The following is a 15,376-nucleotide window of genomic DNA, read 5'->3' on the forward strand; positions in this document are numbered from 1 at the left end:
ACGCCGTGGTCAGCGGGCGATGCGATTGCCGCGCTTGATCTTCTTCTGGAGCTGGAGGATGCCGTAGATCAGCGCCTCCGCCGTCGGCGGGCAGCCGGGCACATAGATGTCGACCGGAACGATCCGGTCGCAGCCACGAACCACGGCGTAGGAATAGTGATAATAACCGCCGCCGTTGGCGCAGGACCCCATGGAGATCACCCAGCGCGGTTCCGGCATCTGGTCGTAGACCTTGCGGAGCGCGGGGGCCATCTTGTTGGTCAGGGTGCCGGCGACGATCATGCAGTCGGACTGGCGCGGGCTGGGACGCGGGATCACGCCGAAACGGTCCAGGTCATACCGGCTCATATAGGCGTGGATCATCTCCACCGCGCAGCAGGCCAGACCGAAGGTCATCGGCCACAGCGAGCCCGTCCGGGCCCAGGCCAGCAGGTCCTCGTACTTCGCCAGCACGAAGCCCTTGTCCTGGATCTCGTCGGAGACCGCGCGGATGTAGGCGTCCTGTTCCGGTCCGGGCGGAATCGGCGCCAGCGGCTTGGCGACCTCTACTCCCATTCCAGAGCTCCTTTCTTCCACTCATAGATGAAGCCGATGGTCAGGATGCCCAGGAACAGCATCATCGACCAGAAGCCGAACAGCCCGATGTCGCCGAGGGCGATGGCCCACGGGAACAGGAAGGCGACTTCAAGGTCGAAGATGATGAACAGGATCGAGACCAGATAGAACCGCACGTCGAACTTGGTGCGCGCATCCTCGAATGGCTCGAAGCCGCATTCGTAGGGGGATACCTTCTCGGCGTCCGGGTTCTTCGGGCTGATGACGTAGGATGCCCCAACCATCACCGCGGCCAGCGCGATGCCGATCAGCAGAAACACCAGGATCGGAAGATACTCAATGATCAGCGGAGTCGACACCGCATTCCTCCCATAAGCCCACGACCACGGGCGCCGTTCCAGCCGGAAATCGGCGGAAGCGCAAAGCCGTGGCAGCCATGCCTTGGATTAGCCCATCAGACGGGCCGGAATATATGCCGAGACCGTGGGCAAGGAAAGCGGTTTGAATCGCTTTTCACTACGCGGAAGGACAAGCCGATCCTCTCGCTAGATCCTGGTAATACCATGTTTTTAAAAAAGGGCAAAGGGAAGACTATTCGCATACGAAAAAGGACCCGCGATCAGCGAGTCCTTGCGCCTTACTGGCGAATGTCGTCGAATTTTCTAAGGGAGAGTGGCGCGAGTGACGGGACTTGAACCCGCGGCCTCCGGCGTGACAGGCCGGCGCTCTAACCAACTGAGCTACACCCGCGCTGAGCGACTGGGCTTGAAAATCAATCGATCCGAAAGCCAACGCTTTGAACCGACTGCTGTTTTCCACCCGGACCGTTGAGGCCCCCGTCGTTCGGTGGGCGGTTTGTAGTCGCCCGGGAGGCCGCCTGTCAACCACCAAATTGCAAAAAATTAATGCCGGGCCGGCGGTTCGGGTTCGGGCCGTTCCGCCGCCCCGCTCAAGGCAGCCGATGCGCTTCCTTGCGCATCGCTTCCAGGCGGTCGAAGGCCTGAATCATGCCGGTCGACAATTCACGGTGGTCGACGGCATCTGGTCCACCGAACCGAGTCAGCGTTTCTTCCAGGGCGCGGGCCAGATGCTCGGCGACGTCCAGATGCTGTTGTTCCAGCGCCAGTTCGAGTGCGGCGAGGATACGGTCGCCGAGCGGCCGGTCGTTCGAAGTCATGCGTTTCCCCTCGTGCCATATCTCTTGCGCCGCCGGTTCCGCATACGGCCTTTTGCCGCCGCGGTTCGGCTGATGATTCAAAATAGCAGCTCGGCGGGACCGGGGCGGCGGGAATCGCGACGCTGCGACATTTCGGAGGCACCCCTTCCGAGTCGAAGCCGCCCGTGCGATAGTGAGCCCATGCCCATCCACAGCACATTCCCTCGCCGCCTCTCCACCGCCCTGCTGACCGCCGGTCTCGTAATGGCGGCCGGGCCGTCGCTGGCGGCATCCAATGTTTCCGCCGCTCAGGCGGAAGCGAAGGAGATCGCCAAGTCCATGGGCAACTGCACCCCGTCCAAGGTCGAGGTGCTGCGCTACACCGTCGGGCGCGAAGGTTCGACGACCTTCAAGATCGGCTGCAGCGAGGACAAGGACGCCTTCGTCGTCGTACAGTGCCGGTCGCGCATCTGCGCCCTGGCTCGCTGAGCGCCTCAAGGGCAGGCCGTAGGAGTGAATTCACCGCTTGTTAACCGCGCTCGCGCGCAATTGCGGAATGCGGCGGACCAGAAGCGGTTCGCGCAAGGCAACAGGGGCCGGATGACGATGGGCAGGGGACGGACGGCGTCGATGCGGGGTTGGCTGGCCATTGCGGCGGCAGTGCCGGTTATGGCGTTGGCCGGCTGCACCTCCCCGCTCGGGCTGGCGGCGGCCGGCGCGGATGTGGTGACGCTGAACGCCACCAAAAAGACCATCGGCGATCATCTGGTGTCGGCGGCGACCGGCCGCGATTGTTCGATCATCAGCTTCGAGCAGAGCGGCGACTATTGTCCGGACAAGCTGGAGATCGACCGCTCGCGGATCTATTGCTATCGCACGCTGGCCGATGTGGATTGCCACCACATTCCCGATCCCTACCGCAACGGCAACACCTCGCTCGCCAGCCCGCCGCCGGATGTCCGCACGGTGCCGCGCCGGAAGAGCCTGTTCGACGACGCCACGCCCTATACCGCGAACGGCGGAACCTGAGCATTCGGCCGTTCGGCGCCGTTCAGCGCACCTTCTTGGCGACGAAGGCCTTGGCGATCGCCATCATCGCCTTCTCATGCGTCGGACCGCCGGCCGGAGCGTCGTGAACGGTCGCCCCCTTCGCAGCCGCCGCGGCCTTGCCGGCGGGGGCTCCACGCTGGGGAACCGGGTCACCCGAATCGCGGCCCAACTGGTTCAGCAGGTTTTCAAGCGCGTCGCGGCTGAGGCCCGAGGCCGACGGCCCCCTGCCCCCTGCCCCGCCGCCGCCGGCGGCCGGACGCGCAGCCGCGCTCCGGCTGGGCGGACGGCCTGCACGCTCGATGGCGGCCGCGGCGATGGCCTTCAGGAAGGGCTGCGCGATCCCGCGCAGCAGGTCGGGATCCTCGACCGCCCAGGCCATCAGGATCTTCTGCGCGTTCATCCGGCTGCCCTTGGCCGCCAGGATCGCTTCGCGGACCTTGCCGTCGACGTAGGAATTGCTCATCGGGAACCGTCCACCGGGATATGTCCGACAGCCGCTATCGGACTGCGAGAACCATTGAGGACTGTCGGTCCAACTCGGTTAACAAACGGTTGCGGAGCGTCTTGCGCTCTGCGGAAGGAATGGAAGAAGCGGTTGCCGAGGGCCGGAGAGGCGCGGATAGTGGCGGGATGCTGATCGAAACCTTCGCCGACCTGATCTGCCCCTGGTGCTACATCGGCAAGCGCCGGCTCGACCGCGCGCTTGCCCAGCGGCCCGGCCTGCGACCCGAAATCCGCTGGCAGCCCTTCCAGCTGAACCCGGACATGCCGCGTTCAGGAATGTCGCGCGATGATTATCTGGCCGCGAAGTTCGGCGGCGGGGAGCGGGCACGGCAGATCCACCGGGTGGTGGAGGATACGGCGGCGCGCGACGGGCTGCCGCTGGCGCTCGACCGCATCCAGCGCACGCCCAACAGCTTCGACGCGCACCGGCTGGTCCGCATCGCCGGACGCCATGGGTTGGGCAACGCGATGGCCGATGCGCTGTTCGCCGCCTATTTCGTCGAGGGCGTGGACATCGGCGACCGGGACGCGCTGGCCAGCGTCGCCGCCGGGCTGGGCATGGATTTCGTCGAGACGCGGCGCCAGCTGTCCACCGACGCCGAAACGGCTTCGGTGCATGCCGCCGACGCGCTGGCCCGCCAGATGGGGTTGCAGGCGGTGCCCTGCTACATCTTCAACCGCCGCTACGCGCTGTCCGGCGCGCAGGAACCGGCGAGCTTCCTGCCGCTGCTCGACCTCGGCAGCGAAGAACCGGAGAATCTGTCGGTCGTCTCCTGCTGATACCCCGGAATTGAAAAAGGGCGGCCGGGAAGCCGCCCCTTTTCCTCGTTTTGTACCGCCGGACCCCAGATCAGGCCGGAGTGCTGCTGGTCTTGGCGTAGCCCAGCGTCTTCAGCGCCTCGGCGATCTCCGGCAGGATGCCCGGATCGTCGATGGTCGCGGGCATCTTGTAGTCCTGGCTGTCGGCGATCTTCTGCATGGTGCCGCGCAGGATCTTGCCCGACCGCGTCTTCGGCAGACGATCGACCACCAGGGCGCGCTTGAAGTCGGCGACCGGTCCGATCTGCTCGCGCACCAGCTGGACGACCTCCTTGACGATCTCCTCGTGCGGGCGGGTGACGCCGGCCTTCAGGCAGACGAAGCCCAGCGGCACCTGTCCCTTCAGGTCGTCGGCCACGCCGATCACCGCGCATTCGGCGACGTCCTTGTGGCTCGACAGCACCTCTTCCATGGCGCCGGTGGACAGGCGGTGGCCGGCGACGTTGATGATGTCGTCGGTGCGGGCCATGACATAGACATAGCCGTCGTCGTCGATGAAGCCGGCGTCGCCGGTCTGGTAATAGCCGGGGTAATCGGCGAGGTAGGACTTCTTGAAGCGCTCGTCGGCGTTCCACAGGGTCGGCAGCGTGCCCGGAGGCAGCGGCAGCTTGACGCAGATGGCGCCGATGTCGCCGCGCGGAACCTCCTTCAGCTCTGCGTTCAGCACCCGCACGTCCCAGCCCGGCATCGGACGGGTGGCGGAGCCGTACTTGATCGGGAACAGGTGAACGCCCAGCGGGTTGCCGGAGATCGCCCAGCCGGTCTCGGTCTGCCACCAGTGGTCGATGACCGGAACGTTCAGATTGTCCTCGGCCCAGTGCAGCGTGTCGGGATCCGACCGCTCGCCGGCCAGGAACAGGGCGCGGAAATGCGACAGATCGTACTTCTTCAGGTAATTGGCGTCCGGATCCTCGCGCTTGATGGCGCGGAAGGCGGTGGGCGCGGTGAACAGCGTGCCCACCTTGTGCTGCTCGATCACCCGCCAGAAGGTGCCCGGATCGGGAGTGCCGACCGGCTTGCCTTCGAACACCACGGTGGTGCAGCCGGTCAGCAGCGGCGCATAGACGATGTAGGAATGGCCGACGACCCAGCCTACATCGGACGCCGCCCAGTAAACCTCCCCGGGCTTGACGTTGTAGATGTTGGTCATGGTCCAGCGCAGCGCCACCGCATGGCCGCCGTTGTCGCGCACCACGCCCTTGGGCTGGCCGGTCGTGCCGGAGGTGTAGAGGATGTAGAGCGGGTCGGTCGCCTTGACCGGCACGCATTCCGCCGGCTCGGCCTTCGCCACCGCCTCCGCCCAATCGACGTCGCGGCCGGCGACCAGCGTCGCCGTCTCCTGCGGGCGCTGCCAGACGATGACGCTGCTGGGCTTGTGGGCCGACTGTTCGATGGCCGAGTCCAGCATCGGCTTGTACTTGACGATGCGGTTCGGCTCGATGCCGCAGGAGGCCGAGACGATGGCCTTCGGCTTCGCGTCGTCGATCCGGGTCGCCAGTTCGTGCGGGGCGAAGCCGCCGAACACCACCGAATGCACGGCGCCCAGGCGGGCGCAGGCCAGCATGGCGACCAGCGACTGCGGAATCATCGGCATGTAGAGGAGGACGCGGTCGCCCTTCTCCACGCCCTGGGCGCGCAGCGCGCCGGCGAAGTGGGCGACCTGGTCCTGCAGTTCGGCATAGGTGATGGTCTGGACGGTCTGTGTGACCGGGCTGTCATAGATGATCGCCGCCTGCGCGCCGCGCCCGGCCTCCACATGGCGGTCCACCGCGTTGTAGCAGGTGTTCAGCTCCCCGCCGGTGAACCAGCGGTAGAAGGGCGCGCTGCTGTCGTCCAGCACCTTGTCCCACGGCTTGAACCAGGAAATGTCCTTCGCCGCCTCGCCCCAGAACCCGGCGGGGTCCGACAGGGAGCGGGCATGCATCTGGTCGAAAAGCTCTGCAGTCGTGGTGCTGGCGGTCGGGCTCATGGCAGGGCGTCCCTCGTTCTATTTTGGTACTATTCGGTGCGTTTTCCTCTCGGCCGCGAAACGATCAGCTACGCAGCCTCCACAATCTGCGACAAAAGCATAAGTGCAGGCAAATGTCAGAAGGTCGGGGGTGCGGCGAGCTGTCGCATTCCCCAATGGTGAAATGCTGTTCTGGAACCTGGAATTCAGAAGGAAACACAGACCGGCCGTATGGCGAGTCCGACCGACTGCTGGTGGAACCGCTCCTTGTACGAATCGACGATTTCGCGGAGGAGCGTCAGGGTCGCCGGCCCGCTTTCGGCGAGAAGGGTGAGCACCTTGCTGGGTTCCCGGATCAGCCGGCCGTTCTCGCTGTCCCGCCAGTGGCCCGAAGCGTCGATAACGGTCAGGCCGTTGGGGAAGCGCGGCGTCACCTCGCCATCCAGGAATTCGGCCCAGTCATGGTCGCTGACGCCGACATCCGCGCCGATGTTGCGGCCGAAGAACAGCTGGGCCTCGATCATCGGAGCGGCGGAATAGACTTCGCAGGTCAGCGGCACCGCGGCCGGAGCGAAGACGGGCTGCGGGGGCGCCAGTTGCGCCGCGGCCGGCGCGCCCAGCAGGAGGAGCGGGATAAGAGCGGACGGCAGCGTCGGGACGGGACGCATCGGCAGTTCTCCGTTCGGGCGCGGGGTGGCGCGTCAAGGCGGGCGGGGGCGCGATCGTCAGCGATGCTCTGGTCAGGACGCCCCCGGACCGTTATGCATGGATCATGGCTACCGATCCACCCATCACCGGGATTCGCCCGATCCTGACCGTCGTTCACGGCAACGGCGAACGTCTGATCGTGGCCCGCCTGACCAACCTGGGCGGCGGCAGCCAGTCCAACCGCTTCGTCCTGCGCCGCGCCGATTTCCGCGCGCCGTGGGAGCAGCCGGAGAAGGGCTATTTCGGCTATGCGGAGGTCGCCCGCGCGCTGGACGCCAACGGCTGGCGCGGCTGCAGCATCGAAGCGATGGCGACCACCGACCTGGAGGAGCGCCGCGCCCGCCAGCTCGCCCGCAAGAAGCTGCACCTGCAATGCGTGGAGGCCGCGATCAAGCGGGCGCAGGAGGGGGAGCACGCTTAAGCTCCGGCCTCGCCCATCAGCAATCCCGCCGCGATGGCCCACATCACCAGCGCGATGAGGCCGTCCATCACCCGCCAGGATGCCGGCCGGGCGAAGAGCGGGCGCAGCAGCCGGGCGCCATAGCCGAGCGCGAAGAAGAACAGGAAGGACGCCGTCATCGCTCCCAGCGCGAAGGCGCCCCGCGCCTCGGCGAAGCGGGTGGAGACGGAGCCGACCAGCACCACCGTGTCCAGATAGACATGCGGGTTCAGCCAGGTCAGCGCCAGACAGGTGAGCAGCGCCGGCAGCAGCCCCGCCGGCTCCTGCCCCGCCGGAGCCAGTCCGCTCCCGTTGCGAAGCGCGGACCGGGCGCTGCGCAACCCGTAGACCAGCAGGAACGCGGCGCCGGCATAGCGCATCACCGGCTCCAGCCATGGCCAGCGCGCCCCGGCGGTGGCGAAACCGCTCACGCCGACCAGGATCAGCAGCGCGTCGGACAGGGCGCAGGTGGCGCAGATCGCCAGCACATGTTCGTTGCGCAAGCCCTGACGCAGCACGAAGGCGTTCTGCGCCCCGATGGCGACGATCAGGCTGAATCCAAGGAAGAGGCCCGGCAGGAAGGCGGTGAGCAGGGTGGAGGAAAACAGGGAGGAGGCGAAGGGATCGGTCATGACGCGGTTCCAGAGTCGGTGGATGCCGATCCGCTACCATCCGGCCAGCCTTTGCCCTACTTAATCCTCCTTTCCCCGATTAAGCGGAGCTAATCCATGCTGGACTATCCGCTGCTGACGGCGCTGGCCGCCGTGATCCGCACCGGCAGCTTCGAACGCGCCGCCCAGCAGCTGCACGTCACTCCGTCGGCGGTGTCGCAACGGGTCAAGCTGCTGGAGGAGCGGCTGGGCAGCGTCCTGGTCGTGCGCGGCCAGCCCTGCACCGGAACCGCGGCCGGTCAGCGCCTGTGCCAGCATGTGGAGCGGGTGACCCTGCTGGAAAGCGAATTGCGCGGCGCCCTGCCCGGCCTTATGCCGGCGGAGGGGCCGGCCACTTTGCGCATCGCGGTGAACGCCGATAGCCTCGCCACCTGGTTCGTCGCGGCGATGGCCGAATTGCCCGGCTGCCTGTTCGATCTGGTTCTCGACGACCAGGACCACAGCGCCGAATGGCTGCGCAAGGGCGAGGTGCTGGCCGCCGTCACCGCCAGCGCGGCGCCGGTTCCCGGCTGCGACAGCCATCCGCTGGGGGCGCTGCGCTACCGCGCGACCGCCAGCCCCGACTATGTGCGCCGCCATTTCCCGGAGGGCGTCACTGCCGACGCCCTGTCCCGCGCGCCCTGCCTGACCTTCAACCGCAAGGACAGCCTGCAGGCGCAATGGCTGCGGACGGTGCTGGACGGCCACGAGTCGCGGCTGCCGACCCCGCCCACCCACTGGCTGCCCTCCACCCACGCCTTCGTCGACGGGGCGCTGGCCGGGCTGGGATGGGGCATGAATCCCGACCCGCTGGTGGCCGACCATCTCGCTGTCGGCCGGCTGGTGGAGCTGGCGCCCGGCCGCCCGCTGGACGTGCCGCTCCATTGGCAGCAGAGCCGCATCGCCGGGGCGGCGCTGGCCGAGCTGTCGCGTGCCGTCCTGCGCGCCGGCCGGCGGACTCTGCACGGCCCCGCATGAGCACTTTGCCCGCGGCGCGCGCGCGCTTATATGGATCCAACCTATCTCTGGAGGGATTCGATGACCAGCAGCGCCGCCACGGCCGCAAACGACACCGCCGAACTGGGTGCGCTTCCCACCTGGGACCTGAGCGACCTCTATCCCGGCATGGAGTCGCCGGAGCTGAAGGCCGACCTCGACCGGATGGAACGGGAGTGCAAGGCCTTCCGCGAACGCTATGCCGGCAAGCTGGCCACGCTGAAGGGCGACGAGCTGGCCGCTGCGATCCGCAGCTATGAGGAGATCGACGAGACGCTGTCGCGCGTCATGTCCTATGCCGGGCTGGTCTACAACGGCAACATGGTCGACCCGACCATCGCCAAGTTCTACCAGTCGGCGCAGGAGCGGGTGAACGACATCTCCGCCCACCTGATCTTCTTCACGCTGGAGATCAACCGGCTGAACGAGGCCGATCTGGCGGCCAAGCAGAAGGCGTCCGCGGCCCTGCGCCATTACGAGCCCTGGCTGCGCGACGTCCGCCTCTACCGCGACCACCAGCTGTCCGACGAGATCGAGCGGCTGCTGCACGAGAAGCATGTCGTCGGCCGCGCCGCCTGGAACCGCCTGTTCGACGAAACCATCGCCAGCCTGCGCTTCCCCATGGGCGGGAAGGAGCTCACCTGTGCGGAGGCGCTGAACCGCCTGTCCGACCGCAACCCCGCCGTCCGCCGCGAGGCCGGCGAGGCGGTGGGCAAGGTGCTGGGCGAGAATGCGCGGCTGTTCGCGCTGATCACCAACACGCTGGCCAAGGACAAGGAGATCGAGGACGACTGGCGCAACTACCCGACGCCGACCTCCGCCCGCAACCTGTCCAACCGGGTCGAGGATGAAGTCGTCGACGCGCTGGTTTCCGCCGTCAAGGGCGCCTATCCCGACCTGTCCCACCGCTATTATGCGATGAAGGCCAAGTGGTTCGGCCAGGACCATCTTGATTACTGGGACCGCAACGCCCCCCTGCCCGAGGACGCCGACCGCAGCATCCCGTGGGAGGAGGCGCGCGACATCGTGCTCGGCGCCTATGGCCGGTTCTCCCCCGACCTCGCCAGCCTGGGCAAGCGCTTCTTCGACAATCCCTGGATCGACGCCCCGGTTCGTCCCGGCAAGGCGCCCGGCGCCTTCGCCCACCCGACCGTGCCCAGCGTCCACCCCTATCTGCTGGTCAACTACCAGGGCAAGACCCGCGACGTGATGACGCTGGCCCATGAGCTGGGGCATGGCGTCCACCAGATCCTGGCGGGCAAGCAGGGGCATTTCCTGTCCGACACCCCGCTGACGCTGGCGGAAACCGCGTCGGTGTTCGGCGAGATGCTGACCTTCCGCGCCCTGCTGGCGGCGGAAACCGACCCGAAGCGCCGCCGCATCATGCTGGCCGGCAAGGTCGAGGACATGCTCAACACGGTGGTGCGCCAGATCGCCTTCTTCGATTTCGAACGCCGCGTCCACACCGAGCGGCGCGAGGGCGAACTGACGTCGGACCGCATCGGCGAGATCTGGATGGCGGTGCAGACCGAGAGCCTCGGCCCGGCGCTGCGCTTCGACGAGGGATACCGGCACTACTGGTCCTACATCCCCCACTTCATCCACTCGCCCTTCTATGTCTACGCCTATGCCTTCGGCGATTGCCTGGTGAACTCGCTCTACGCCGTCTACCAGGACGCGGAGAAGGGGTTCGCCGAGAAGTATCTGGCGATGCTGTCGGCCGGCGGGACGCTGCGCCACAAGGAACTGCTCGCTCCCTTCGGGCTGGACGCCTCCGACCCGGCCTTCTGGCAGAAGGGCCTCGGCGTCATCCGCGGCTTCATCGACGAGCTGGAGGCCAGCGAGGCGAAGGGCTGACGATCCGGGCGTCTTGACCAACGTCAAGAGACCATGACGGCAGTGCGGGTATGGTGGCCTTCGGAGCGTCGTCTCCGAAGGCCATCTTCGTTTCAGGAAGCCCCCCTCATGCTTGCGACCGCCATGCCCGACACGCCCGCCGCCACCATTCCCACTCTTGGCCATGCGGTCATGGACCGCGACCACATCGATTCCGTCGCCCTGCTGCAGGCCACCTGCGATGCGCCGGCCGGCGGAATGCAGGCGCCCTTCGCCGCCTTCGCCACGCATCTGCGCGAGCATTTCGCCCGCGAGAACGCGCTGATGGCCCAGCACGGCTTCTTCGCCCTGCATTGCCACAAGGACGAACACACCCGCGTCCTGAGCGTGGTCGCAACGATGGAAGCCGAACTGGCGGAGGGCAAGGAGGACCGGGCGCGCAAATACGTCACCCTCTATTTCCCGGACTGGTTCCACACGCATCTGGCGACGATGGACCGGGTGACCGCGGCCTTCCTGGCGCAAGCGGAGGGGTGAGGCATCGCCACGGATGCTCCTTCCCTTCCCAGACGCTGGCCGGTCCGGTCACGTGAGCAGGTCAGGGAGGGGGCATCACGCGAAACGCCTGGACCACACTCCCGAACGAAACTCTGGATATGGAAAGGGGCCGGAACCTGCTCGGTTCCAGCCCCTTATGGATGGTGGGCGCACAAGGACTCGAACCTTGGACCCGCTGATTAAGAGTCAGCTGCTCTACCAACTGAGCTATGCGCCCATCCGTAGGAAATGTACAAGAGATGGTGGGCGCACAAGGACTCGAACCTTGGACCCGCTGATTAAGAGTCAGCTGCTCTACCAACTGAGCTATGCGCCCATCTCTTGCTGCGGCGAACCCGGCTGAAACAGCCGACTGTTCATCGCCCCGGCCAAGCCGTTGTCCCGGCCGGTGTGGCGCGGTTTATAGCGAAGGGCTTTTGGCCTGTCGATAGCAAAATCGCACCCCATGTGAATTTTTTGACGCGCGCTTTTCGGTGGCCGTACTCAGCCCCCGGCGGCTACACCGGCGCTGTCGAAACGGGGCATCGGAACGGGAGATCGGAAATGGGCGGCTGGACCGAAGGCTATGTCGGCGGCATCGACTATATCCGCGCCGTCTATCGCGACTGGTCGCCGGCCCTCCTCTGCTTCGCCCTGACGCTGCGCGGCTGGCGTCCGCCCGAGGTGCTGCGCCGCGGCAGCTTCACCATGGCGGAGCCGGGATGCGGCCACGGGCTGACCAGTGCGCTGCTGGCCGGCGCCCACCCGGCGGCCCGGTTCGAGGCGATGGACTTCAATCCCTCGCACATCGCCGGCGTCCGGCGGCTGGCCGACGATGCCGGGCTCGCCAACGCCACCTTCCTGGAGGAGAGCTTCGCCGACCATGCCCGGCGCGAGGGGCCGATGCTGGATGCGGTCGCCCTGCACGGCGTCTGGTCCTGGGTGAGCGCCGAGAACCGGGCGATCCTGCTCGACACGCTGCGCCGCCGGCTGGCGCCCGGCGGGGTGGTCTTCGTCAGCTACAACGCCCTGCCCGGCACGCTGGCGTACATGCCGCTGCGCCGCCTGCTGGTGGAGCGCTGCGCCGAGGGCGGCGGCCCCCTGCCCGACCGCATCGCGCGGGCGGTCGAATTCGCCTCGCGGATGGCGGCGCAGGGCGGCGGCTGGTTCGGCGCCACCGACGGCGTGGTGGAGCGGATCGAGCAGCTTCGCCACAAGTCGCCGAACTACATCGCCCACGAATATCTCAACAGCGACTGGACGGCCTTCTACCATGCAGACGTGGCGCGCGAGATGGCCGCCGCCAAGCTGGAGTTCGCCGGGGCCGCCGTGCCGATGGAGCAGTTGCACGACCTCACCCTGTCCCCGGCGCAGCAGGCGCTGGCGGCGGAGGCATCCGACCCGGCCCAGGGCGAAACCCTGCGCGACGTGATGACCAACCGCAGCTTCCGCCGCGACCTGTTCGTGAAGGGCGGCGAGCGGCTGGGTCCGGCCGAGCGGCGCGCCCTGTTGGGTGAGACCCGGTTCGCACTGCTGACGGCCGCCGACGATCTGCCGGAGGTTGCCTCCACCCCCGTAGGCCGCCTGCCCTTCCCGCCGGCGCTCTACCAGCCGCTGGGCGAGGCGCTGGCCGAGGGGCCGCAGAGCCTCGACGCGCTGCTCGGCCGTCCGGCCCTGGCGGCGCAGGGAGAGGACGCCGTGCTGCGCGCGCTGGTCCTGCTGACCAGCCTGTCGCTGGCCGCGCCGGTCATGCCCGAAGAGGGATTTGCCGAACGCAAAGCCTCGGCCGAGCGCTTCAACGCCGTGGTTCTTGAGCGCCACCGCTTCGGCGACACGCCCGGGCAGCTCGCCTCCCCGCTGCTGGGGGCCGGGGTTCCGGTGTCGCGGATCGAGGCGTTGTTCCTGCTGGCCGCGCGGTTGGGCGAGGATCCCCCCGCCTTCGCCTGGCACCATTTGTCCGCCGACGGAATCACGATTGGCCGCGACGGCGAGCGCTGCGAGGGGGATGAGGCCAGCCGGGCGGAACTGGCGCGCCGGCATGCGGCCTTCACGCAGCGGCGGCTGCCGTTGCTGAAGGGGTTGGGAGTGGCCTGAGGGCTGGGGCCGGCCCGATGCCGCCGGCAGCCGCGCTCAGCGCTCGGTGACGGCCTTCGGCAGCTTCTCGGCGATGCCGTAGAGCGCTTCGCGCCGGCGGATTTCGGCGAACACATCGTCCGGGTGGATGTTCAGCGTCGCCCACAGGACCGACAGGTTGTACAGCAGGTCGGCGCTTTCGTTGATGACGCCCTGCCGATCCTCGTTCATGGCATCCAGCGCCACCTCGACCGCTTCCTCGCCCACCTTCTTGGCGATCTTCTTCGGACCGGCGGCGATCAGCCGGGCGGTCTTGGACTGCGCCGGGTCCATCTGCTGGCGCTCGAGGATGGCGGCATAGAGGCGGATCAGGTCGTCGGTCATCAGGGAGGGTGTGTCTCGTCTACGGGCGGGAACGGCTTCCCGTTAAAGTGATCGTTCCGCAGCCGAAATACTATCCCCCTTCGGCCCGGTCCCAGGTTCAACGATCGCCTTATGCCTTGCGGCGGCTTTCCGTCTCAGCCCACCGGATCATAGGAATGATCGGCCTTCGGACGCTCGTCCAGCAGGGTCTGGCCGGTGCTGACGAAATACACGACCTCGGCGATGTTGGTGGCGTGGTCGCCGATGCGTTCCAGGTTCTTGGCGATCATCATCAGGTGGACATGCGCCATGAACTGGTCCGGGGCCGCCAGGGCGGACCGTTCCACCTCCGCAACGAGGCTGGTGTAGAGCGCATCCACCTCGTCGTCGGTGCGCCAGATGCGCAAGGCCGCCTCGCTGTCGCTGTCGACATAGGCGTCGACCACGGCGCTGAGCCGCTCGCGCACCAGCCGGCCGAGCTGCGGGAGGCCCGGCAGCGAGGCCGCTTCCGCAAGGCTGAAGATGGCGACCGCGCGCTTGGCGGTGTTGGCGGCATGGTCGCCGATGCGTTCCAGGTTGCCGGCGATCTTCAGCGCCGCCACCACCTCGCGCAGGTCGTCGGCAACCGGCTGGCGCAGGGCCAGCAAACGCATGCAATGCGCTTCGATGTCATGTTCGAAGGTGTCGAGTCGCGCGTCCGACTCGACGATTTCACGCGCCAGATCGGGATTGCGCTGGGCCAGGCAGGTCAATGCCTGATCGATCTGCGTCTCCGCGGCGCCGGCCATCTGCACGATGGCGGATTTCATCCGCTTCAGCGCGTCCTCGAACGCGGACACGATGTGCGGAGCGGACGTCTTCATGGTCGGCAAACCCTTCCCGGCGATCTCATTCAGAGCCGCAACCATAGCGTCCGGACGTTACGGTACAATGACAATGCCTATGACGAATAAGGGTTTCCCCGCTCCCTATGCCGATTGAAATGCTCGGTTGATTTTGCGGCGCAGCATTGCGACACATCCGCCGTCTCCGCATCTTCCCTAATCAACGACGTGCCGCACCCGCCATGATCGAACGCCGCTTCGAAAAAGTCATCTTCGCCAGCCGCTGGCTGCTCGCCCCCTTCTATCTGGGGCTCGTGGTCTCGCTGATGCTCCTGCTGGTGAAGTTCACCCAGGAAATCCTGCACATCGTTCCGAATGTGCTGGTCATGAGCGAGAAGGACGTGCTGCTGGCCGTTCTCACGCTGATCGACCTGTCCTTCGCCGGCAACCTTCTCGTGATGGTGATCTTCGCCGGATACGAGAATTTCGTCTCCAAGATCGACGTGGCCAATCACGAGGACCGGCCGGACTGGATGGGCAAGGTCGATTTCGGCGGGCTGAAGCTGAAGCTGATCGCCTCCATCGTCGCCATCTCCGGCATTCATCTTTTGAAGGCCTTCATGAATTTGTCCCAGACCTCGCGGGATGAGTTGATGTGGCTGGTGATCATCCACATGACCTTCGTGGTGTCGGGCGTTCTGCTGGCCTGCATGGACCGGCTGGAGGGACACCACGCCCGTCCGGCCAAGCCGGCCGACAAACCCGATGCCGGGCATCACTGACCATCCCCTGGCCATCTGGCAATTGTCCGTTGCGGCGCAGCATGGTTCCGACTAGACAATGAAGCGCCACACCGGCCGAAGGGCTATTGGCGGATATGGGCGGAGTTTGCCGCGGACCGACCTCAAGGGTTCGATC

The 15,376-nt window shown here is 66.8% G+C and carries 18 protein-coding genes and 3 tRNA genes; 9 read left to right on the top strand and 12 right to left on the bottom strand.

Features of this window, described 5'->3' with window-relative positions:
• Window positions 1-9: 9 nt before the first annotated feature.
• From DM194_RS08030 to DM194_RS08045, 4 genes are all read right to left on the bottom strand, one after another.
• A complete protein-coding gene (locus tag DM194_RS08030; RefSeq protein ID WP_174470176.1) occupies window positions 10-555 on the bottom strand; it encodes a NuoB/complex I 20 kDa subunit family protein in 546 nt (181 codons plus the stop codon).
• On the bottom strand, window positions 546-914 hold the full coding sequence (locus tag DM194_RS08035) for an NADH-quinone oxidoreductase subunit A (protein WP_014248419.1): 369 nt from the start codon (window positions 912-914) through the stop codon (window positions 546-548). The genes DM194_RS08030 and DM194_RS08035 overlap by 10 nt, the downstream gene beginning before the upstream one ends.
• Window positions 915-1,228: 314 nt before the next feature.
• A tRNA-Asp gene (locus DM194_RS08040) sits at window positions 1,229-1,305 on the bottom strand.
• 199 nt (window positions 1,306-1,504) lie between these two features.
• Window positions 1,505-1,732: a hypothetical protein gene (locus DM194_RS08045; RefSeq protein ID WP_111066751.1), complete on the bottom strand. Its 228-nt coding sequence runs from the start codon at window positions 1,730-1,732 to the stop codon at window positions 1,505-1,507.
• Between the two features lie 180 nt (window positions 1,733-1,912).
• Between DM194_RS08045 and DM194_RS08050 the strand changes: the two genes are divergently transcribed.
• Window positions 1,913-2,200: a hypothetical protein gene (locus DM194_RS08050; protein WP_246024143.1), complete on the top strand. Its 288-nt coding sequence runs from the start codon at window positions 1,913-1,915 to the stop codon at window positions 2,198-2,200.
• Between the two features lie 141 nt (window positions 2,201-2,341).
• Window positions 2,342-2,740, top strand: coding sequence for a hypothetical protein (locus tag DM194_RS08055; RefSeq protein WP_246024144.1), 399 nt, complete (start codon window positions 2,342-2,344; stop codon window positions 2,738-2,740).
• A 22-nt stretch (window positions 2,741-2,762) separates the two neighbouring features.
• On the opposite strand, the gene DM194_RS08060 is transcribed toward DM194_RS08055, so the two are convergent.
• Window positions 2,763-3,224: a hypothetical protein gene (locus DM194_RS08060; protein WP_111066753.1), complete on the bottom strand. Its 462-nt coding sequence runs from the start codon at window positions 3,222-3,224 to the stop codon at window positions 2,763-2,765.
• A 167-nt stretch (window positions 3,225-3,391) separates the two neighbouring features.
• On the opposite strand from DM194_RS08060, the gene DM194_RS08065 reads away from it, so the two are divergent.
• Entirely contained in the window at window positions 3,392-4,045 is a 654-nt protein-coding gene (locus DM194_RS08065) for a DsbA family oxidoreductase (protein ID WP_111066755.1), read from the top strand.
• Window positions 4,046-4,115: 70 nt separating this feature from the next.
• Here DM194_RS08065 and DM194_RS08070 read toward each other — a convergent pair whose 3' ends face one another.
• Together DM194_RS08070 and DM194_RS08075 are read right to left on the bottom strand one after the other, a co-directional pair.
• A complete protein-coding gene (locus tag DM194_RS08070; RefSeq protein WP_111066757.1) occupies window positions 4,116-6,053 on the bottom strand; it encodes a propionyl-CoA synthetase in 1,938 nt (645 codons plus the stop codon).
• A gap of 185 nt (window positions 6,054-6,238) precedes the next feature.
• Entirely contained in the window at window positions 6,239-6,700 is a 462-nt protein-coding gene (locus tag DM194_RS08075; protein WP_111066759.1) for a DUF3574 domain-containing protein, read from the bottom strand.
• Between the two features lie 104 nt (window positions 6,701-6,804).
• On the opposite strand from DM194_RS08075, the gene DM194_RS08080 reads away from it, so the two are divergent.
• Window positions 6,805-7,161, top strand: coding sequence for a hypothetical protein (locus DM194_RS08080; RefSeq protein WP_111066761.1), 357 nt, complete (start codon window positions 6,805-6,807; stop codon window positions 7,159-7,161).
• Here the strand turns inward: DM194_RS08080 and DM194_RS08085 are convergent.
• Window positions 7,158-7,811 (bottom strand): LysE/ArgO family amino acid transporter, encoded by a 654-nt coding sequence (locus DM194_RS08085; protein WP_111066763.1) that lies wholly within the window; start codon window positions 7,809-7,811, stop codon window positions 7,158-7,160. The genes DM194_RS08080 and DM194_RS08085 overlap by 4 nt on opposite strands.
• Before the next feature lie 96 nt (window positions 7,812-7,907).
• Here DM194_RS08085 and DM194_RS08090 point away from each other — a divergent pair, with 96 nt between their 5' ends.
• The 3 genes from DM194_RS08090 to DM194_RS08100 all read left to right on the top strand — a co-directional run bounded on the left by DM194_RS08090 (window position 7,908) and on the right by DM194_RS08100 (window position 11,198).
• Window positions 7,908-8,807, top strand: a complete 900-nt coding sequence (locus DM194_RS08090; RefSeq protein WP_111066765.1) for a LysR family transcriptional regulator ArgP — start codon at window positions 7,908-7,910, stop codon at window positions 8,805-8,807.
• 60 nt (window positions 8,808-8,867) lie between these two features.
• Window positions 8,868-10,682: a M3 family oligoendopeptidase gene (locus tag DM194_RS08095; protein WP_111066767.1), complete on the top strand. Its 1,815-nt coding sequence runs from the start codon at window positions 8,868-8,870 to the stop codon at window positions 10,680-10,682.
• A gap of 108 nt (window positions 10,683-10,790) precedes the next feature.
• Complete coding sequence (locus DM194_RS08100; protein WP_111066769.1) at window positions 10,791-11,198, top strand: bacteriohemerythrin; 408 nt, start codon at window positions 10,791-10,793, stop codon at window positions 11,196-11,198.
• Between the two features lie 162 nt (window positions 11,199-11,360).
• Here the strand turns inward: DM194_RS08100 and DM194_RS08105 are convergent.
• Window positions 11,361-11,436 (bottom strand) — tRNA-Lys (locus DM194_RS08105).
• A 23-nt stretch (window positions 11,437-11,459) separates the two neighbouring features.
• Window positions 11,460-11,535, bottom strand: a tRNA-Lys gene (locus DM194_RS08110).
• Window positions 11,536-11,762: 227 nt separating this feature from the next.
• Here DM194_RS08110 and DM194_RS08115 point away from each other — a divergent pair.
• The gene (locus DM194_RS08115) at window positions 11,763-13,292 is read left to right on the top strand and encodes a class I SAM-dependent methyltransferase (protein ID WP_111066771.1); all 1,530 of its coding nucleotides are present in this window, start codon (window positions 11,763-11,765) and stop codon (window positions 13,290-13,292) included.
• Window positions 13,293-13,328: 36 nt separating this feature from the next.
• On the opposite strand, the gene hisE is transcribed toward DM194_RS08115, so the two are convergent.
• Window positions 13,329-13,655 (bottom strand): phosphoribosyl-ATP diphosphatase, encoded by a 327-nt coding sequence (hisE, locus tag DM194_RS08120; RefSeq protein ID WP_111066773.1) that lies wholly within the window; start codon window positions 13,653-13,655, stop codon window positions 13,329-13,331.
• 134 nt (window positions 13,656-13,789) lie between these two features.
• Complete coding sequence (gene phoU, locus DM194_RS08125; protein WP_111067836.1) at window positions 13,790-14,497, bottom strand: phosphate signaling complex protein PhoU; 708 nt, start codon at window positions 14,495-14,497, stop codon at window positions 13,790-13,792.
• 203 nt (window positions 14,498-14,700) lie between these two features.
• Between phoU and DM194_RS08130 the strand changes: the two genes are divergently transcribed.
• Complete coding sequence (locus DM194_RS08130; RefSeq protein WP_111066775.1) at window positions 14,701-15,240, top strand: TIGR00645 family protein; 540 nt, start codon at window positions 14,701-14,703, stop codon at window positions 15,238-15,240.
• Window positions 15,241-15,376 lie beyond the last annotated feature (136 nt).

It is taken from the genome of Azospirillum ramasamyi (assembly GCF_003233655.1).
Classification (GTDB): Bacteria; Pseudomonadota; Alphaproteobacteria; order Azospirillales; family Azospirillaceae; genus Azospirillum; species Azospirillum ramasamyi.